This window comes from Streptomyces sp. NPDC043867, from assembly GCF_056435845.1.
Genome location: NZ_JBWKDS010000029.1, coordinates 37,465 through 58,879 on the forward strand (window position 1 = coordinate 37,465; position 21,415 = coordinate 58,879).

Sequence of the window (21,415 nt, forward strand, 5' to 3'; positions counted from 1 at the left end):
AGGGCGCCCGCCGGGGCGGGCGCCCTTGCTCCGCCGGGCCGTTTCGGCCCGGCGCACGCACGCGTCAGCCGCGGGCGGACTGCGCCTCGATGACGTCCAGCACCTCACGGCCGAGGTCGACCAGGTACATGTGGTCGCCCGGGAACTCCACATAGCTGAAGCCGGCGGTGGTCGCCGCCTGCCACTGCTGCGCCTCCTTTGCAGTGACCAGGCCGTCGCTGTCGCCGCGCAGCGAGCAGATCGGCACCTGAAGCGGGACGTCGGTGCTCGGGACGTAGTCCTCGTGCATCTCGCAGTCGGCCTGCAGGACGGGCAGGATCAGCTCGCGCATCTCCGGGTGGTCGAGGGCTTCGTGCCGGAAGCCCGCGAACTCCTCGACCCTGGCGAGGAACTCCTCGTCCGGGAGTCCCGCGGCCCGCCGCTCGCGCTGGGTCCACGGCCCCGGCGAACCGCTCACGACCAGCCGCTCGACGTGCACGCCGCGCGCGCTCAGCAGGTGCGCCAGTTCGTAGGCGAGCACCGCGCCCAGGCTGTGCCCGAACAGCACGGTCCGTGCTCCGGCGCCCAGGTCCGCGACGATGTCGTCGACCTCGTTCTTCGCCGCCTCGACGACATTGCGGTACGGCGTCTGAAGGAGCCGGCGTTCGCGGCCGGGCAGTTCGACCGAGGTCACGCGCCAGCGGCCGGCGGCCAGCTGTCGCCACGGGTGGAAGAACGAAGGTCCTGCTCCGGCGAAGGGCACGCACAGCAGTGTGGTGCCCTCGCCGTGTTCCGCAAACGTGCCGGGTTCTGTCACCCCGACCAACCCCAATCATCCATGCGACGGTTCGCGAATCGGTTACGGACGTCTTTCACGAGGCCAGCTTGCGGGCGATGACCTTCATGATCTGGCCGGCCGGCTTGGGCATGTGCAGGTCGTGGTGCGTGGCCTCCACGTCGTACTCCTCGTAGGAGCCGAGGACATAGGGCCGCCATTCGGGCCCGTACGAGGAGAGCCCGTCGACCTTGTCCAGCGTCGCGTTGAAGTACAGCACGTCGCCGCCGTAGACCGGTGAGACGAAGTCGCCCATCTTCTGCAGGTTGTTGGCGCCGACCTTGGACATGGTGTCCAGGAAGTTGTCCATGTTGCCGGTGTTCATGAACTGGCCGAAGACTTCCTCGATGTCGGCCCGGTAGAGGTCCTGGCCCCGGTCGGACACCTGCTGGAACCCGTTGTCGGCGGCGCCGGTCGCGGGCTGGGTGTCCAGGACGGCCACGAGGTCGACCTGGTGGCCGAGCCGGTCCAGTGCCACCGCGAGGGCGTGGGCGATCGGCCCGCCGTAGGACCAGCCGACCAGGTTGTAGGGCCCTTCCGGCTGGATCTTGAGGATCTGGGCGAGGTAGTCGTCGACCATCTCCTGCACCGAGTCCGCCATCGGGTCGATGCCGTTGGAGCCGCGGGACTGCAGGGCGTAGGACGGGCGGTCGGGCACGTGCGGCGCGAAGGTGAAGAACGCCCAGCCGAGGCCGCCGCCTCCGTGGACGAACCACACCGGCGGCTTGCCCGTGCCGGGGTCGCGGTTCAGCGGCAGCACCACCCCGAAGGAGTCGGCGTGGTCGCCGGGGATGCTGCCGATGAGCAGCAGCGCGGCCAGCTCGGCGACCGTGGGGTACTGGATGATGGTCCGCAGGGGCATGTCGGCGCCGAACTGCTTGCGGATGCGGGCGCTGAGGCGGGTGGCCAGCAGGGAGTGCCCGCCCAGGGCGAAGAAGTCGTCGTTGATGCCGACCCGCTCCAGGCCGAGCAGGTCGCTGAAGAAGGAGCACAGCTTCTCTTCGTGGGAGTTGCGGGGTTCTCCGCTGCTCACGGTGGTGGTGTGCTCGGCCGGCAGCGCTGACCGGTCGATCTTGCCGGCCGGGTTCAGCGGAAGCTCCGACAGCGGCACCACCGCGGCCGGGACCATGTAGTCGGGAAGACGCCCGCGCAGGTACTCGGGCAGTTCGGCCACCAGCGGGCCGATCGCCTTGGCCAGGGCGGGGGCGTTCGCCCGGATCCGTCCGGCGACGGGGCTGGGCACGAAGGCGCCGCAGACGGTGCGCCGCTCGGGCACAAGGACGGCGTCGAAGCTGTGGACCGTCTCGCCCGACCAGGTCAGGACCGCCTCCAGGCCCTGGCGCCGCGCCCATGCGGCGACGTCCTCGGGGGCGACGGGCCTGCCGGAGGGGGCGTCCGTCTTCAGCACGCCGGCGAACAGCGCCGCGGCGCTCTCCTGCGCCAGCCGTGCGTTGGGTATCCCGCTCACCCGCACGGGGCCGCCCGCGTGTGTCACCCGCCCGTTCAGGGCGGCCAGGTCGGACACCTCCTCACCCCACGCCAGCGACGGCACGCCGGTCAGGTCGAGGAGGCCGGCCGGCTCCTTGTGCAGGACGACCTCGTAGCGGTGGCGGGTCAGCGCGTTGTGCGCCTGCCCGGCCTTGAGCCGGATGTCGGCCCCGGCCCGGTGTTCCGCCGCCCACTGGGCGAACCACTCCGGGGCGACCACCAGTTCCCGCTCGGCGAGCAGCGCCTGCTCCACCGCCGCCCGGATCTCCTCGTGGGAGGCGTAGGGCTGGGCCGCCTGGGCCTGCGCGGTCGCCAGGATCCGCAGGGTCGCGGCGTTGCGGACGTCGCCGAGGATCAGCCGGCCGCCGGGGGCGAGAAGGTCCAGGGCCTGCCGCAGTACCTGGTCCAGGTACTCCACGCTGGGGAAGTACTGCACCACCGAGTTGAGTACGACGGTGTCGAAGGCGCCCTGCGGCAGTCCTGACAGGTCGTGGGCGGCCTGGGTGCTGAGCCGGACCCGGTCCCCGTGTCCGGCCTGCTCGGCCTGGTCCCGGAGCCGGTCCACGGCGGTGGCGGACAGGTCGGTGCCCCAGTACTCCTCGACCTGGTCGACGACCTTGGCCAGGAGCAGGCCGGAGCCCGTGCCGATCTCCAGCACGCGGCGCGGCGCGAACCGCAGGACCTGTGCCGCTGCCGCGTCCTGCCACTGCCGCAGCTGGTCCAGGGGGACCGGTTCGCCGTCGTACACGGACGTCCACTGCTGGAAGTCCTCGCCCCATGCCTCGTCGGCGGCCTCGGCGTAGCTGTCGTCGTGGACGTGGCGCCATTCCTCGATCTGGGCGGTGACGTCGGCCACGGCGGCGTCGGGGTCGGGCTCGACGTAGGCCACCAGGCGCTGGTCGCCCTTCTGGTCCTCGCGGACCACGACGGCGGCCTGGGACACCGAGGGGTGGCCGGTCAGCGCGTGCTCGATCTCGCCGAGTTCGATGCGGAACCCGCGGACCTTGACCTGGGAGTCGGTGCGGCCGATGTACTCGACCTGGCCGTCCTTGTTCCAGCGCACCAGGTCCCCGGTGCGGTACATGCGCGCGCCCGCCGGGCCGAAGGGGCAGGCCACGAACCGCTGCGACGTCAGCCCCGTCTGCCCCAGGTAGCCGCGGGCCAGGCAGGCGCCGGCCAGGTACAGCTCGCCGGCGACGCCGGGGGCGACCGGGCGCAGGGCCGCGTCCAGGACGTAGACCTGGTTGTTCCAGATCGGCGCGCCGATCGGTACCCGGTCCGCGCCGGGGATGTGCTGCCATCCGGTGACCTCGACGGTCGCCTCGGTGGGCCCGTACAGGTTGTTGGCGGAGCAGCCGGGCAGCAGGTCGGTGAACCGGTTGGCCAGTGCGGCGGGGAACGCCTCGGCCGCCACCTCGATCCAGCGCAGGCTGGTGCAGCCGGCGGCGGCGGGCTCGGTGACGAACGCGGACAGCAGCGAGGGCACGAAGAACGCGCCGGTCACCTGCTCGCGCTGGATCAGCTCGGCCAGGTATGCCGGGTCCCGGCGCCCTTCCGCGCTGGCCACCACGACGCTGGCACCCATCTGCAGGTTGGAGAACATCTCCGGCACCGAGGCGTCGAAGCTGGCGGACGTGCTCACCAGCATCCGGTCCTCGAGCGTGACGTCGAAGTGCTCCAGCCCCCACAGGATCCGGTTCATGATCGACCGGTGCGCCACCGGCACGCCCTTGGGGCCGCCGGTGGAGCCGGAGGTGAAGATGACGTAGGCGGCGTTGTCCGGTGACAGGTCCCGCTCGGGGTCGCTCTGCGGGTAGCCGGACACGTCGGGGAGCACCTCGTCGAGGAGCAGCAGCGGTTTCGCCCCCGCCAGTACGTGCCGTACCCGGTCCTTGGGCAGTTCGGTGTCCAGCGGGACGTAGGCCGCGCCGGCCTTGACGACGGCGTACACGGCCACCAGCAGGTCCACCGAGCGGGGGATCTTGACCGCGACGAGCTGTTCGGGGCCTGCGCCCTGCTCGATCAGCCAGTGCGCCAGCCGGTTCGCCCGCCGGTTGAACTCCCCGTAGGTGAGCGTCTCGTTCTCGGCGATCACCGCGACCCGCTCCGGGTCCCGGGCCACCTGGGCCTCGAAGGCGTCCGGCAGGGTGCCGCCGGCCACCGGGTGCGCGGTGTCGTTGACGCGGCGCACCAGCCAGTCCCGCTCGTCCTGTCCCAGTACCTCGATCGTGCTGAGGGGGGCGTGCGGGGCGGCGGCCACCTGCTGGAGGACGCGGGTGAACCGGGCGGCGATCTCCTCGGCGGTGTCCCGGTCGAAGAGCTGGGTGGCGTACATGAGGTCGCCGCGCAGTGTTCCGGAGTCGGTCACGGCGAGGCTGAAGAACAGGTCGGCCAGCGAGGTCTGCGTGAGGTACTGCTCGAACTGCACGTTCAGGCCGGGCAGTTCGAAGTCGGCCTTCTCGAAGCTCTGCCAGGCGAACATCACCTGGAACAGCGGCTGGTACGAGGTGGAGCGGTCGGGGTTGATCAGTTCGACGAGGGTCTCGAACGGCACGTCCTGGTGCTCGTAGGCGGCCAGTGCCTTGTCCCGTACCTGCGGGAGCAGGTCGACGAAGGAGGGGTTGCCGGTGAGGTCGATGCGCAGGACCTGGGTGTTGACGAAGAGGCCGACCAGGTCGGCCAGTGCCTCGTCGGTGCGTCCGGCGATCGGGTTGCCGATCGTGACGTCCTGGCCGCCGCCCAGTTTGCTCAGCAGTACGCCCAGCGCGGCCTGCACGACCATCGACATGGTCATCCCGCGCTCGTCGGCGAGTTTCTGCAGGCCGGCCGCCACCTCGGCGTCGACCTCGATGCCGAGTGAGTCGCCCTGGGAGTTGCGGGTCGCGGGCCGCGGGCGGTCCAGCGGCAGGCTCAGCGGCTGCGGCACCCCGGCCAGTTCCTTGCGCCAGTACTCGGCCTGGGCCGCGGCGAGGCTGCCCGGGTCCGTCACGTCGCCGAGCAGTTCGCGCTGCCACAGCGCGTAGTCCTTGTACGTCACGGGCAGCGGTTCGAACTGCGGGGCCCGGCCGTCCAGGCGCGCGGTGTAGGCGGTGGTCAGGTCGCGGGCCAGCGGGCCGCCCGAGACGCCGTCCGAGGCGATGTGGTGGATGAGCAGGACCAGGACGTGTTCCTGGGGTGCGCAGCGGAACAGGCGTACCCGGAAGGGGATGTCGGCCATCAGGTCGAAGCGGTGGGCGATGAACTCCTCGACCGCCGCGTCCAGGGCGTCGGGTGCCACCTCGACGACCGGGACCTGCACCGGTGCCTGGGCCGCCGGCAGGATCCGCTGGTGGGGTTCGTCGTTGTCGTCCGTCACGTAGGTGGTGCGCAGAGGTTCGTGCCGGGCGACCACGTCGCGGACCGCGGCGATGAGGGCGGCTTCGTCCAGGGGGCCCGTCAGCCGGAACGCCGGGGAGATGTTGTAGGTCTCTGCGCCGCCCTCCAGTTGCTGTGTGAGCCACATACGGCGCTGGGCGAACGAAAGCGGAATCACTGGTTTTGCTCCTCTACGATCATCCTGCGGAGAGCGGGGCGAAGCGGAACGGCCGACTCCTGTGACCATGCGGCGAGTGCGGCCACCGTCGGCAGGTCGAAGATCTTGCGGATGGGTATCTCCATCCCGATCTCGGCACGGGCGCGGGTGATCAGGCGGGTGGCGAGCAGGGAGTGCCCGCCGAGTTCGAAGAAGCCGTCGTCGATGCCGACCTTCTCCAGGCCCAGTACGTCCGCGAACAGCTTGGCCAGGTCCTTCTCGCGGGCGGTGCCAGGAGCCCGGAAGGGTGTGGCGGAGGTGAGGTCGGGCGCGGGCAGGGCCTTGAGGTCGAGCTTGCCGTTGGGTGACAGCGGCAGCCTCTCCAGTGGCACGTAGACGGCCGGGACCATGTACTCGGGCAGCCGGCCGGCCAGGTGGTCCTGCAGTTCGGCCGGGTCCGGGACGCCGGCACCGTCGGCGGGAACCAGGTAGGCGGCGAGGTAGGGGGTGGTGTCGCCGGGTTTCTGGGTCACGACGGCGACCTGGGCGATGTGCGGATGGGCCGTCAGGGCGGCCTCGACCTCGGCGGGTTCGACGCGGTAGCCGCGGATCTTGACCTGGGTGTCGATGCGGCCCAGGTGCTGCAGTTCGCCGTCGGGGGTGACGCTGGCGAGGTCGCCGGTGCGGTACATGCGCGAGCCGGGGGGCCCGAAGGGGTCGGGGACGAAGCGGTCGGCGGTCAGGGCGCTCTGGCGGTGGTAGCCGCGTCCGGCGCCGGCCAGGTAGAGCTCGCCGGGTGTGTCCGGGGGCAGCAGGCCGAGGCCGGGGCTCAGTACGTAGGCCCGCACGCCGGGGAAGGGGCGGCCGATGGGCACACCTGCGGTGTACGGCTCGCCGGGGTCCAGGGTGTGGCCGGTGGCGTAGAAGGTCTCGCTGGGTCCGTAGCTGTTGATGATGCGGGCCTTGGGCCAGCGGGTCCCCACCCGCTCGGCCAGGACCGGGGTCAGTACCTCCCCGGAGATGTTCAGGGCCGTGGGGTCGATGCGGCCGGCGAGCTGGTCGACGAGTTCGGCGAAGGCGGAGGGCACCGAGCAGATGACGTCGGCGTCCCAGCTGTCGCGTTCGGCCAGTTCCAGCACGTCGCGCACGATCTCGGCGGTGCCGCCGGTGGTGAGCGCGGCGAACGTCTCGAAGGTGGCGACGTCGAAGCCGAAGGAGGCGGCGACCAGGACGCGCCGGCCGGCCTGGGCTCCGGCGTGGGCGACCAGGGCGTCCACGGCGTTGACGACGGTGCTCTGGGTGACGCCGACGCCCTTGGGCACGCCGGTGGAGCCGGAGGTGTAGATGACGTAGGCGAGGTTGTCGGGGCCGGCCTTGGGCCGTGCTGCCGGCCCGGCGGCCGGGGCAAGGAGGTCGACGTCGTCCAGGACCAGGACGGGGATGTCGGTGGCGGGGACGAGTTCCCGGGTGCCGGTGTCCGTGAGGATCAGGTGCGGGCGGGCGGTGGGCAGGACGTGCGGGAGGCGGGCGGCGGCGTAGGCGGGGTCGACGGGCAGATAGGCGCCGCCGGCCTTGAGCACGGCCAGGAGGGCCACGACCACGTCGGCCGTGCGCGGCAGGACCACACTCACCACGCTCTCCGGGCCCACTCCGCGGCCGGCCAGCTCGGTGGCGAGCCGTTCGGCGCGGGCATCCAGTTCGGCGTAGGTGAGCGACTGGCCGCCGGCGATGACGGCGACCGTGTCCGGGGTCCGGGCCACCTGTGCCTCGACCCGCTCGGTGAGCGTGACGTGCGAGGCGGGGACGGGCCAGTCGTTGAGCCGGGCCAGCATCCGCTCGCGTTCGGCGGGCTCCAGGGACTGGATCTGCGCGATCTTCAGCCCGGGGTCGGAGGCCAGCTGCCGCAGGAAGCGCACCAGCCGGTCCGCGTACATGCGCACCGTGTCCCGGTCGAAGACGCCCGGCGCGTACTGGATGACGAGCTGGAGGTGGGAGTCGGCGGCCGCCGTCAGGCACAGCGCGTAGTGGTTGCCGGCGAAGGGGCGCAGGCCGGTGAAGGTGATGCCGTCCGCGGCGTCGCTGGCGGCGCCGAGGCCTTCCCGGTCGACCGGGTACGACTCGAAGACGACCAGGGTGTCGAACAGGGACCGTACGCCGGCGGCCTTCTGGATCTCGGGGAGCCCGTAGTAGTGGTGCTCCACCAGGTCGGCCTGCCGGCGCTGGAGCCCGCCCAGGACCTCGCCGACGGTGTCTGCGGGCGTGTGGGCGACCCGTACGGGGACGGTGTTGATGAACATCCCGACCATGGACTCGACGTCCGCGACCGCGGGCGGACGCCCGGAGACGGTCGCGCCGAACACCACGTCCTGGCGGCCGGTGAGCTGGCCGAGCAGCAGCGCCCAGGCGCCCTGGACCAGGGTGTTGACGGTGATGCCCAGTGCGGCGGCCCGCTGGACCAGTTCGCGTGCCTCCTCCGGCTCCAGGTCGACGTCGAGCTGGCCGCGGTCGCCGTCGTCCGCGCTCGCGGAGTCGGGAACGAGCAGGGTCGGCTCCTCGAATCCTTCGAGTTCGGCCGCCCACGCGCGGGCGGCCTCGTCCTGGTCCTGGCGGGTGAGCCAGGACAGGAAGTCGCCGTAGTCGCGGGGGGCGGGCAGGTGGGTGGGGTCGCCGCCGGAGGCGTAGAGCAGCAGCAGGTCCTGCATGAGCAGGGGGGTGGACCAGCCGTCGTAGAGGGCGTGGTGGGCGGTGAGGACGAGTTCGGGCCGGTCGGGGTCAAGGACGGCCAGGGCCAGCCGGATCAGGGGCGGGTGGTCCGCGTCGAAGTAGGCGGTCCGGTCCTCCTGGAGGAACCGTTCGAAGGTCTCGGTGGCTTCCTCCTGGCCGGCCGCGCTCAGGTCGAGGTGCTGCCAGGGCAGGGTCACCGACTCCGGGATCACCTGGACGAGTTCGCCGTCGGCGCGGTCGACGAACGCGGCGCGCAGGGCGGGGTAGCGGTCCAGGAGTGCCTGTCCTGCCCGGTGCATGCGCTCGGGGTCGACGCGGCCGGAGAGGTGGAACACGAGCTGGATGTGGTACGGGTCGAAGTGGGCGCCGGCCAGCTTGGCCTGGAAGAGGATCCCGGACTGTGCCGGGGTGGCGGGCCAGATTTTGGCGAGCTTGCCGAAGCGCTGCTCCCAGGTGTCGATCTCCCGCTGGCCGACGGCGACCAGGGGGGCGTCGCTGGGGGTGAGGCCGCCGGCGTCCGGGGTGGTGGCGTGGTGGGCCAGGGCGGTCAGCGCCTGGATCCACAACTCGGCCAGTTCTTGGACGTCGTGGCGGGAGAGGACACCGGTGGGAAAGCCGAAGTAGGCACTCAGTTCGTCACCGTTGCCGGTGTCGGTGGCCACCGCGTTGATCTCCAGTGCGGACAGCACCGGCATGTCCGCGTCCGGCGCCGCGATCAGGCCGGTGTGGGTGGTGTCCGGCGCCCAGCCCAGGCCGCGCAGTTCCTCGGGCAGGTCGGCGCTGGAGGCCTTGCCGAGGTAGTTGAAGCCGATCTGCGGCCGGCGCAGCCCCGCCAGCACGGGCGCGGTCGTGGGGTTGAGGTGGCGCAGCGGGCCGTAGCCCATCCCGTTGTCCGGCACTGCGCGCAGTTGTTCCTTGACGGCCTTGAGTGCCTGCCCGGCTGCCGTGCCGCCGGCGAAGGCGTCCGCGAGGTCGATGCCGGCTGTGTCCAGGCGTACCGGGTACATGGCGGTGAACCAGCCGAGGGTGCTGGACAGGTCCGCGCCGGGCACCAGGTGCTCCTCCCGGCCGTGGCCTTCCAGGCGTACCAGGGTGGAGGTGGCGCTCTGGCCGCGGGTGTGGCGCCAGCGGGTCAGTGCGAGGGCCAGCGCGGCCAGCAGGCCGTCGTCGACGCCGCCGCGGAAGAGGGCGGGCACCGTGTCCAGCAGGGTGCGGGTGACGTCGGCGGGGACCTGGACGCGGACGGTGTCCGCGGTGGCGGTGAGGTCGCGGGCCGGATCCAGTTCGCGTGCGCCCAGGACCGGTTCGTCCGCGTGGAGGATGTCCTGCCACACGGAAAGCTCCGCCATCCGCTCGGGGCGGGCCGCGTCTTCGGCCAGGGCGTGGGTCCAGCGGCGCAGTGAGGTGCCGGTGGCGGGCGGGCGGCCGGTGTCGGCGCCGCGTACCCGCCGCCAGGCGGCGACCAGGTCGGGGAGCAGGATCCGCCAGGACACCCCGTCGACGACCAGGTGGTGCAGCACGACCAGCAGCCGGTCCGCCTCCGTGCCGGAGGTCAGCCACACGAACTGCGCCATCACTCCCGCGTCCGGGTCCAGCCGGTCCGCGGCGGCGTCGAGTTCCCCCTGCACGGCGGCATCCGCGTACGCCACCTCGCGCAGCAGCGCACCGGCCTGCACGCTGCCCGCCGGTTCCATCCGCAGGCCCGGCTCGGTCCGGTCCAGACGTGAGCGCAGTACGTCGTGGCGGTCCAGCACCTCTTGCAGGGTGGCCACCAGTGTCGTCCGGTCGATGCCCTCGGGCAGGGTGAGCAGCGCCGACATGCAGAACCGGCCGATCCCCCCGCCCAGTTCCAGGACATGTGCCGCCGTGGGGGGCAGCGGAGCCCAGCCGGTACCGCCGCCCGGCAGTTCGGCCAGCGTCACCCGCTCCTCACCGGCCCGGCTCTCGACCAGTTCGGCGAGCCGGGCCACCGTGCGGTGTTCGAACACTTCCCGTGTGCTGACCGCCACGCCGCGTGCCTTGGCGCGGGCCACCACCTGGATGGAGCGGATGCTGTCCCCGCCGCTGGTGAAGAAGTCGTCGTCGACGCCGACCCGCCCGCTGCCGAGCACATCGGCGTACACCTCGGCCAGCACCCGTTCCGCGGCGCTGCCCGGTGCCCGGTACCGGGTGCCGGTGAACTGCGGTGCGGGCAGTGCGGCCCGGTCCAGTTTTCCGTTCGCGGTCAGCGGCAGCCGGTCCAGCACCACCAGGTGGGCGGGCACCATGTAGTCCGGCAGCCGCCGGGAAGCGAACCTGCGCAGGTCCGCCACCGATACGGCGGCGTTCATGTCGACGTCGCCGTGCGGGGTGGCGGTGCCGGCCTGCGCCACGTAGCCGACGAGCCGTGGGGTGCCGGTGTGGTCCTCGCGGACGGTGACCACGGCCCGGCTGACGGCGGGGTGCTGGGCCAGGACCGTCTCGATCTCGGTGGGTTCGACGCGGATGCCGTTGACCTTGACCTGGCTGTCGGCGCGTCCCGCGTAGCGCAGCTGGCCGTCCTCGTCCCATCGGGCCAGGTCGCCGGTGCGGTACATCCGCGCACCGGCCGGGCCGAACGGGCAGGGCACGAACCGTTCGGCGGTGGCGGCGCTGTTGCGGTGGTAGCCGCGGGCGACGGGGCCGGCGACGTACAGCTCTCCGACCACGCCCTGCGGGAGCGGGGTCAGTTCGGGTCCAAGGACGTGGGCGCGCATGTTGGCCAGCGGCTCGCCGATCGGTACGGCGCCGGTTGCGTCCGGCTGCTGTGCGACGGTGAACGTGGAGGTGTAGAAGCTCTCGGTCTGTCCGTAGGCGTTGATGACGCGGGTGCCGGGCAGCGCGTCGTGGACCTTGCGGACGAGGTCGAAGGAGAGTGCTTCGCCGGCGAGGACGACGGTGTCCACGTCCAGGCGCAGGCCGGGGGTGGTGTCGGTGGCGAGCTGGTCCAGCAGGGCGGAGAACACCGCGGGTACGGCGCTTATGGTGGTGCCCGACCAGCTGTCGCGTTCGCCGAGTTCGAGGACGTCCCGGACGATCTCGACGCTCGCTCCGGCGGTCAGCGCGGTGAAGATCTCGAAGACGGAGACGTCGAAGTTCACCGAGGTCGCGGCGAGCATCCGGGAGCCCGCCTCGACGTGGGTGCGCCGGCGCAGGTCCTGTATGCCGTTGACGACGCCGGCGTGGGTGAGGGCGACGCCCTTGGGGGTGCCGGTGGAGCCGGAGGTGAACATCACGTAGGCCAGGTTCTGCGGCCCGGTCCCCAGTTCGCCGGGTTCGACGACGGGGCCGTCCAGGTCCAGGTCCAGGTCCAGGCCGTCGAGGTGCAGTACCGGCGGGGCGCACTCCCCCAGTGTCTGTGCCGTGGCCCGGTCGGTCAGGACCAGGGCGGGGCCGGCCGCGTCGAGGAGGAGGCCGACGCGGGCGGAGGGGTAGTCGGGGTCGATGGGCAGGTAGGCGCCGCCGGCCTTGAGCACGGCGAGGAGGGCGACCACCAGGTCGGTGGAGCGTGGCAGGGCCACGGCGACCAGGGCGTCCGGGCCGACTCCGCGTTCGCGCAGGGCGGCGGCCAGCCGGCCCGCGCGGACCTCCAGCTCCCCGTACAGCAGTGAGGTCTGCCCGCACACCACGGCTGTCGCGCCGGGTGTTTGCGCCGCCTGGGCGGTGACCAGTTCCGGTACGGTCGCGGCCGGCACCGGTGCGGCCGTCTCGTTCAGTCCGGTCAGCCAGGTGTGTTCGGCGCCGGTGAGCACGTCCACGGCGCCCAGCCGCGTCGCGGGGTCGGCGACGACCTGGCGCAGCACCCGCACGTAGCGCTCGACCAGGCTCTGGGCGGTGGTGTGGTCGAAGAGTTCCGTCGCGTATTCCAGGCGTCCGTAGCCGCGTCCTGAGGGGCTGGGGACGATGTTGAAGAACAGGTCGAACTTCGCGGTGTCGGTGCCCGCCGGGACGGGGGTGACCCGCAGGCCCGGTACCTCGATCTGCGACCAGGCGAACTGCCAGGCGAGCATCACCTGGAACAGCGGCTGGTAGGCGGTGGTGCGGTCCGGGTTGAGCAGTTCCACCAGGTGCTCGAAGGGCACGTCCTGGTTGTCGTAGGCGGCAAGCGCGCGGTCTCGTACCTGTTCCAGCAGGTCGCCGAAGGAGGGGTTGTGCGACAGGTCGACGCGCAGCACCCAGGTGTTGGCGAAGAACCCGATGAGGTCTTCGAGCTGTTCGTCGGGGCGGCCCTCGATGGGGCTGCCGATGGTCAGGTCGTTGCCGGCGCCGAGGTGGTGCAGGAGCACCGCGAGGACGGCCTGGGCGACCATGGGTGCCGTGGCGCCGTGGCCGGCGGCCAGTTTCCCGATGCCGGCGACGAGGTCGGCGTCCAGGTCGAAGTCGACGTGGCCGCCGCGGTGGCCGGCCGAGGTCGGCCGCGGCCGGTCCAGCGGCAGCTGCACCGGCTGCGGCACCCCGGCCAGCTCCTTGCGCCAGTACTCCAGTTGCTCGGCGGCGACGCTGTCCGGGTCGTCGTCCTCGCCGAGCATCCGCCGCTGCCACACCGTGTAGTCCTTGTACTGCACCGGCAGCGGGGTCCAGTCGGGTGCCTGGCCCTGCCGGCGCGCGGTGTACGCCGACAGCAGGTCCCGCATGAACGGCGCCATGGACGCCCCGTCCGCGGCGACGTGGTGGAAGACGAACACCAGTACGTGCTCCTGCGGCGAGACACGCAGGACGGTGGTGCGCAGGGGCAGGTCGCTGTCCAGCTCGAACCCGGCGCACGCCACCTCGCGCAGTGTGTCGTCGACCGCGTCGGCGGTGACGTCGACGACGCGGAACGGCAGGTCGGCCTCCTGCGGGGACAGCACCCGCTGCTCGGGGGTGCCGTCCGCGTTCTCGACGAGCAGGGTGCGCAGGCTCTCGTGCCGGGTGACGACGTCGGTCACCGCCGCGGCCAGGGCCGCGGTGTCCAGCGGGCCGTCCAGACGCAGCACGAAGGGGATGTTGTAGGTCGCGGACGGCCCTTCCAGACGGTGGAGGAACCACAGCCGGCGCTGAGCGAAGGACAACGGGATCATCGTGCAACTCCTAAACGTTCATCTGGCGCAGCTGGAGGCGGTTCGACTTGGCGGACTTCTCGAGCCGGCCCGCCAGTTCGGCGACGGTCGGACTGCGGAACACGGTGGTGACCTTCACGTCGACCTTGAGCTCGTTGCGGATGCGGCCGATCAGCCGGGTGGCCAGCAGCGAATGCCCGCCGTTGTCGAAGAAGTCGGCGTCGATGCCGATCTCCTCCACCCCGAGCAGCTCGGCGAACAGCCGGCACAGGACTTCTTCGCTGTGGTTGCGCGGGCCGCGTCCGGTCGCTGCCCGGGCGCGGTCGGGGGCGGGCAGTGCGCCGCGGTCGAGCTTCCCGCTGGGTGTCTGGGGGAACCGGTCCAGCGGCACGATGGCCGAGGGGACCATGTACTCGGGCAGGTGTTCCCGGGCCAGGTCGGTGAGGGCGGTGAGGTCCAGCCCGGCGGGGTCCGTGGCGCCGCAGGGCACCACGTAGGCGACCAGCCGCTGGTCGTCGGCGTGGTCCTCGCGCACCACGGCGACCGCGCTCTCGACGTCCGGGTGGGTGCTCAGGACGTTTTCGATCTCGCCGAGTTCGATGCGGAATCCGCGGATCTTGACCTGGAAGTCGGAGCGGCCGATGTACTCGACCTGGCCGTCCCTGTTCCAGCGCACGACGTCGCCGGTGCGGTACATCCGGCTTCCCGGCTCGCCGAAGGGGCAGGCGACGAACCGGTTCGCGGTCAGCGCGGTCTGTCCGAGGTAGCCGCGGGCCAGCTGGACGCCGGCCAGGTACAGCTCGCCGGTGACGCCGGGGGCGACGGGGCGCAGGGCGGCGTCCAGGACGTAGACCTGGGTGTTCCAGATGGGGGTGCCGATCGGTACCCGGCCGGCGCCGGGGATGTGCTGCCACGCGGTGACCTCCACCGATGCCTCGGTGGGCCCGTAGACGTTGTTGGCTGTGCAGCCGGGCAGCAGGTCGGTGAACTTGTTGGCCAGCGCGGCGGGGAACGCCTCGCCGGCGACCTCGATCCAGCGCAGGCTCGTGCACTGGCGGGCGGAGGGTTCGGCGACGAACGCCTCCAGCAGGGAGGGCACGAAGTCCGCGCCGGTCACCTGCTCGCGGCGGATCAGCTCCGTCAGGTAGGCGGGGTCCCGGCGTCCGTCGGGGCGGGCGATGACCACGGCCGCGCCCACCTGCAGCGGTGCGAACAGTTCCGGTACCGACACGTCGAAGCTCGCCGTCGTGCTCAGCAGCATCCGGTCCTCGCCCGTGACGTCGAAGTGGGCCAGGCCCCACTTCAGCCGGTTCATGATCGACCGGTGCGCCACCGGCACGCCCTTGGGGCCGCCGGTGGAGCCGGAGGTGAAGATGACGTAGGCGGCGTTGTCCGGGGACAGGTCCCGCTCGGGGTCGCTCTGCGGATGGCCGGACACGTCGGGCAGTGCGCCGTCCAGGACCAGCAGCGGGTTCGCCCGCTGCAGTACGTGCCGCACCCGGTCCTCGGGCAGTTCGGTGTCGACCGGCACGTAGGCCGCGCCGGCCTTGACGACGGCGTAGATCGCCACCATCAGGTCCACCGAGCGGGGGATCTTGACCGCGACGAGCTGTTCGGGGCCTGCGCCCTGCTCGATCAGCCAGTGCGCCAGCCGGTTCGCCCGCCGGTTGAACTCCCCGTAGGTGAGTGTCTCGTTCTCGGCGATCAGCGCGATGCGCTCGGGGTCCCGGGCCACCTGGGCCTCGAAGGCGCCGGGCAGGGTGTCCGGGGTGAGGGGGTGCGCGGTGTCGTTGACGCGGCGCACCAGCTGGTCCCGCTCGTCCTCTCCCAGCACGTCCACGGCGCCGACGGGCACCGACGGGTCGGCGAGCACCTGGTCCAGCACCCGCACCAGGCGGGCGGCGACGGTCTCGGCGGCGTCGCGGTCGAAGAGGTCGGTCTGGTAGTCGAGGGAGAGCCGCAGGTAGGGGTCGGAGGAGTTGAGGGTGAGGGGGTAGTGCGAGCCGGCGAAGGGGCGGATGGCGTCGATGGTGAAGCCCGCCGAGGTGTTCGCCTCGACGATGCCCTCACGGTCGACGGGGTAGTTCTCGAACACGACGATCGTGTCGAAGAGGGAGGGCAGTCCGACGCCGCGCTGGATGTCGGCCAGTCCGTAGTAGTGGTGGTCCAGGAGGGTGATCTGCCGGTTCTGCAGGTCGGTGATGACCTCGCCCAGGCTGTGGCCGGGCGGGCACAGGGCCCTGGTCGGCAGGGTGTTGATGAACAGGCCGACCATCTCGTCCGAGCCGGTCACATCCGCCGGGCGGCCGTTGACGGCGGCGCCGAAGACCACGTCGTGGCGGCCGGTCAGCTTCGTGAGCAGGATCGCCCACGCTCCTTGCAGGAGCGTGTTCAGGGTGACGCCGAGTTCGGCGGCGCGGCGGGCGAGTTCGCGTCCCTTGTCGATGGACAGCGGTACCTCGACGCGGCCCAGGGAGGACGCCTCCCCCGTGGACACCAGGTCCGCGGCCACCAGGGTCGGCTCGTCGAACCCGTCGAGTTCGGCCTTCCAGCGGGCGGCCGAGGCGTCCCGGTCCTGGCGGGACAGCCAGGCCAGGTAGTCGCCGTAGCTGCGCACCGGAGCCAGGTCGCGGGTGCCGGCGTACAGGCGGACCAGGTCGGTGATGACCAGGGGTGAGGACCAGCCGTCGAACAGGGTGTGGTGTGCGGTGAGGATGAGCTTGGCCTGCCGGGGTCCGCAGGTGAGCAGGGCCAGGCGCAGCAGCGGGGGCCGGGTGGGGTCGAGTTGGTCGGCGCGGTCGTCGGCCAGGGCCCGGTCGAGTGCCGCGTCCTGTTCGGCCGGGCTGTGTCCGCTCAGGTCGATGTGCCGCCAGGGCAGGGTGACGTGTTCCGCGACGACCTGTACCGGGTCGCCGTCGGCGGTGGTCACGAACGCGGAGCGCAGGTTGGGGTACCGCTCCAGCAGTGCCTGTCCGGCGGCTTCGACGCGTGCGGGGTCCACGGGTCCGGACAGGTGCAGGACGAACTGCATGTGGTAGACGTCGAAGGTGCCGTCGGCGAGGGCTGCCTGGAACTGGATGCCGGACTGTCCCGGGGCCTGCGGCCACACCTCGGCCAGCCGGCCGTAGCGTTGTTCCCAGGTCTCGATGTCGTCCTGGCGGACGGTGACCAGCGGGGCGTCGGAGGGGGTGAGTCCGCCGGCGCGGGGGTGTGCGGCGTGCGCGGCCATGGCGTGCAGCACCTCGACCCACAGTTCGGCCAGTTCCGTGGTCTGTTCGCGGGTCAGTACGCCGGTGGGGAACATGAACGCGGCCTGCAGCCGGGTGCCGTCGGCGGTGTCGGTGGCGACGGAGTTGACCTCAAGGGCGGACAGGGCGGGCAGGTCCGGGTCGGGTTCGGCGATCAGTTCCGCGGACCAGGACGCCGGTCCCCATCCGCCGGTGCGCAGGTGCTCGGGCACGTCGGCGTCGGAGATCCGGCCGAGGTAGTTGAAGCCGATCTGGGGTACCGCGAGGCCGGTGAGCTGTTCGGCGGTGTCCGGGTTCAGGTGGCGCAGCAGTCCGTATCCCAGGCCCTTGTCCGGGACCTGGCGCAGCTGCTCCTTGACCAGTTTGACCGCGGTGCCGGCGGCGGGGCCGCCGCTGAGCACGTCGGCCATGTCGACCGCGCCGACGTCGACGCGGGCCGGGTACATGGTGGTGAACCATCCCACGGTGCGGGAGAGGTCGGCGCCGGGGACGGCGTCCTCCTCGCGGCCGTGTCCTTCGAGGCGGACCAGGGCCGGGGAGTTCGTGCCGCGCCACCGGTTGACCGCCAGGGCGAGTGCGGCGAGCAGTACGTCGGTGCCGGTGCCCCGCAGCGCGGCGGGCAGGGTGGTCAGGACCGCTTCGGTGACGTCGGCGGGCAGCTGCACGCGGACGGTGTCGACGGTGGACCACAGGTCGACCGCGGGGTCGAAGGCGCGGGTGCCCAGCGGGGGGTTGGGTGCTTCGAGCAGGTCCCGCCAGTACGCCAGTTCCGCTTCCCGCCGGGGGGAGAGTGCCTCGTCCTGCAGGGCTGCCGCCCAGCGGCGGGCGGAGGTGCCGACGGGGGGCAGTTCGGGCGCCCGGCCCGAGCGGATCTGCTGCCAGGCCTCGGCGAGGTCGGACATGAGGATGCGCCAGGACACTCCGTCCACGACCAGGTGGTGCAGCACCACGAGCAGGCGGCCCGGGCCCGTGGGCGGGGCGAACCAGACGAAGTCCGCGATGGTCCCGGTGTGCGGGTCGAGCCGGCCGACCGCGTCGTACAGGTGTGTCTTCGCCGCGGCCAGCGAGGACGGCTCGTCCCAGTGGCCGTCGCAGTCGACGCGGTGGATCAGGTCGGCCGCGCGGACGGTGCCCCGCTCGCGTGCCAGGAGTGTCGGCTCCTGGCCGGGCAGCAGCTGGGCGCGCAGGAGGTCGTGCCGGTCAAGGACGGCGTCCAGGGTCGCGGTGAGGCCGTCCGCGTCGATGTCCGCGGGCAGTTGAAGGACCATCGACATGGCGAACCGGCCGGTGCCGCCGCCGTGTTCGAAGACCTGCCGGGCCACCGGCTGCAGCGGCATGGGGCCGACGCCGCCGCTCGCGTCCTCGGCGAGGACGGGTGCCTGGCCCTGGCGGGCGGAGGCCACGTCGGCGAGGCGGGCGGCCGTGCGGCATTCGAAGATCTCGCGGGTGGACAGCTCCAGGCCGCGGGCCCGGGCGCGGGCCACCACCTGGATGGAGCGCAGGCTGTCGCCGCCGGCGGCGAAGAAGTCGTCGTCGACGCCTACCCGGTCCACGCCGAGTACGTCCGCGTACGCCGCGGTGATGATCATCTCGGCTTCGGTGCGGGGCTCCCGGTAGGCCTCGCCGCCGAACTCCGGTTCGGGCAGGGCCGAGCGGTCCAGTTTGCCGGTGGGGCCCAGCGGCAGCCGGCCCAGTGCCACGAAGGCGGAGGGCACCATGTAGTCGGGCAGCCGGGCGGCGGTGAACTTGCGCAGTTCGGCGGCGGAGGCTCCGGCCAGCACGTCCACGTCGCCGATGCCGCCGGCGCCGTCGTCACCGACGGAGCCTTCGCCGGTGTGCACCACGTAGGCGACGAGCCGGCGGCCGCCCGCGGGCACCTCGCGGCTGATCACCAGTGCTTCGCTGATCCCGGGGTGCTGGGTGATCGCCGCTTCGACCTCGGCCGTCTCGATGCGGAAGCCGCGTACCTTGACCTGGCCGTCGCCGCGTCCCACGCATTCCAGCTGTCCCTGCGCGTTCCAGCGGGCCAGGTCGCCCGTGCGGTACATCCGCTCGCCGGCGGCGCCGAAGGGGTTCGCGACGAAGCGTTCGGCGGTCAGCGAGGGGCGGTGGTGGTAGCCGCGGCCCAGGCAGGTGCCGGCGACGTACAGCTCGCCGATGACGCCCTGCGGTACGGGGGCCAGGGCCGGGCCCAGTACGTAGGCGCGCATGTTGCCCAGCGGGGTGCCGATGGGGGCGACGTCGGCGTCCGCCCACTCCGCCGAGGCGTCGAGGGCGAAGGCGGTGGCGTAGAAACTCTCGCTCTGTCCGTAGCAGTTGACGATGCGCACGCCGGGCAGGGCCTCGCGTACCTGGCGCACGAGCCGGCCCGGGAGCACGTCGCCGGCGAAGACGACCGTGCGGACGTGGGGTGTCCTGTCCAGGTGGCCGGCCAGTTCGCCCAGGACCGAGGGGACCCCGCTGATGACGTGGCCGTCCCAGCCGTCGCGCTCGCCCAGGGCCAGCGCGTTGGCGACCAGTTCGGCGGTGCCGCCGGTGGTCAGGGTGGTCAGCAGCTCGAAGACCGAGACGTCGAAGTTGACCGAGGTGGCGGCCAGCATCCGCAGTGCGGGGGGTGCGTCCAGGACGCGGATCAGCTCCCGTACGCCGTTGACGACGCTGCGGTGGGTGATCGCCGCGCCCTTGGGGGTGCCCGTGGAGCCGGAGGTGTACATCACGTAGGCGAGGTTGTCCGGGCCGAGCGGTGCGTTGCGGTCGGTGTCGCCCGGCGCTTTTCGGGGGGTGTCCCACTGTGTGCTGCGGTCGAGGTCGATGCACACGAGGTCGCCGTGCGGCAGGTCCTGCCAGGTCCTGGTGTCGGTGACGGCGAACCGCGGGGTGGCCTCGGACAGCACGCTCCGGGCCCGGCCGCTGAGGTATTGCGGGTCCAGCGGCACATAGCCGGCGCCGGACTTGAGGATGCCCAGCAGGGCGGCCACCAGGTCCGGGGTGCGTGGCAGTGCGAGGAGCACCAGGTCCTCCGGGCCGGCGCCGTGGCGCAGCAGTTCCCAGGCGACGGCGTTGGCCCGGTCGTCGAGTTCCCGGTAGGTCAGGGTGTGGCCGTCGTGGACGAGTGCGGGGGCGTTAGGGGTGCGGGCCACCTGGTTTTCGAACAGCTCGGGAATGGTCTGCTCGGGGACGGCCGCGGCGTGCTCGTCGAAGCGGGTGAGCAGCAGTTCCCGCTCGGTGTCGTCCAGGACGTCGACGAGGCCGATCGGGCGCTGCGGGTCGGCGGTGAGGCGGGCCAGTACGCGCACGAAGCGTTCGGCGATGGTCTCGGCGCTGTGCCGGTCGAACAGGCTGGTGGCGTACTCCAGGCGGCATCGCGCCCCGCCGGAGCTGTCGGGGAGCAGGTCGAAGAACAGGTCGAACTTGGCGGTGCCGGTCTCCAGCCGCTCGGCGCGGACGGTGAGGCCGGGCAGTTCCAGGGCCGGCACGGGCGGCTGCCAGGAGAGCATGACCTGGAAGAACGGGTTGTAGGCGGTGGAGCGGTCCGGGTTGAGGAGTTCCACCAGCCGCTCGAAGGGCATGTCCTGGTTGTCGTAGGCGGCCAGCGAGCGGTCGCGTACCTGCTGGAGCAGTCCGCGGAAGGTCGGGTTGGCGGAGAGGTCGACGCGCAGCACCCAGGTGTTGACGAAGAACCCGACGAGGTCGCGCAGTTCCTCGTCGGTGCGGTCGGTGATCGGCGCGCCGATGGACACGTCGTCGCCGCATCCGAGGTGGTGCAGGAGCACCGCCAGCGCCGAGTGCATGACCATCGACACGGTGGTGTCCAGTTCGGTGGCCAGCTTCTGCACGCTGTCGAGGAGGTCGCCGTCGATGGTGAACGCGACGCGGTCGCCGTCGGGGCTCATCACCCGGGGGCGGGGGCGGTCGGTCGGCAGGGCCAGCGGCTGCGGCAGGTCGGCCAGGGCCTCGCGCCAGTACGCCAGTTGGCGGGCCGCCAGGCTCTGCGGGTCGCTCTCGTCACCGAGCACGTCCCGCTGCCACAGCGTGTAGTCCGCGTACTGCACCGGCAGGGGCTCCCAGGTGGGTGCCCCGCCCTCGGTGCGGGCCGCGTAGGCGGTGGTGAGGTCGCGGAACAGGGGTCCGAAGGATTCCCCGTCCACGGCGATGTGGTGCGCGACGACGACGAGGGTGTGCTCGCGCGGTGCGCAGCGCAGCAGCCTGGCGCGGATGGGTGCGTCGCCGGCCAGGTCGAAGGTCTCGGTGGCGGCCTCCTCGACGGCCGCCGCCCGTCCTTCCCGGGTGACCTCGAGGACCGGCAGGTGGAAGGGCTGGTCACCGGGCGCCAGCACCTGCTGGTGCGGGACGCCGTCGTCGTCCTCGACGATGACCGTGCGCAGGACCTCGTGCCGGTCGATGACGTCGCGAAGCGCCGCCTGAAGCGCCCCCACGCGCAGTTCACCGGTCAGGTGCAGGGCGAAGGCGCCGTTGTAGGTCGCTGACGGGCCTTCGAACCGGTCCACGAACCACAGCCGACGCTGCGCGAACGACAACGGGATCATTGTTTCTCCAAATCGGCGGAACCAGG

General features: G+C 72.0%; 4 protein-coding genes. All 4 read right to left on the reverse strand.

What is annotated here, in order from left to right:
• Positions 1-64 precede the first annotated feature (64 nt).
• From AC069T_RS26200 to AC069T_RS26215, 4 genes are read right to left on the reverse strand one after another with little or no spacing between them, the layout of a single operon-like run.
• Positions 65-796, reverse strand: a complete 732-nt coding sequence (locus AC069T_RS26200) for a thioesterase II family protein (protein ID WP_478785062.1) — start codon at positions 794-796, stop codon at positions 65-67.
• 55 nt (positions 797-851) lie between these two features.
• Positions 852-5,834 (reverse strand): non-ribosomal peptide synthetase, encoded by a 4,983-nt coding sequence (locus tag AC069T_RS26205; RefSeq protein ID WP_478785063.1) that lies wholly within the window; start codon positions 5,832-5,834, stop codon positions 852-854.
• A complete protein-coding gene (locus tag AC069T_RS26210; protein ID WP_478785064.1) occupies positions 5,831-13,615 on the reverse strand; it encodes an amino acid adenylation domain-containing protein in 7,785 nt (2,594 codons plus the stop codon). Before AC069T_RS26210 ends, AC069T_RS26205 begins: the two co-directional genes overlap by 4 nt.
• Positions 13,616-13,625: 10 nt before the next feature.
• The gene (locus tag AC069T_RS26215; protein WP_478785065.1) at positions 13,626-21,389 is read right to left on the reverse strand and encodes an amino acid adenylation domain-containing protein; all 7,764 of its coding nucleotides are present in this window, start codon (positions 21,387-21,389) and stop codon (positions 13,626-13,628) included.
• Positions 21,390-21,415: the final 26 nt, after the last annotated feature.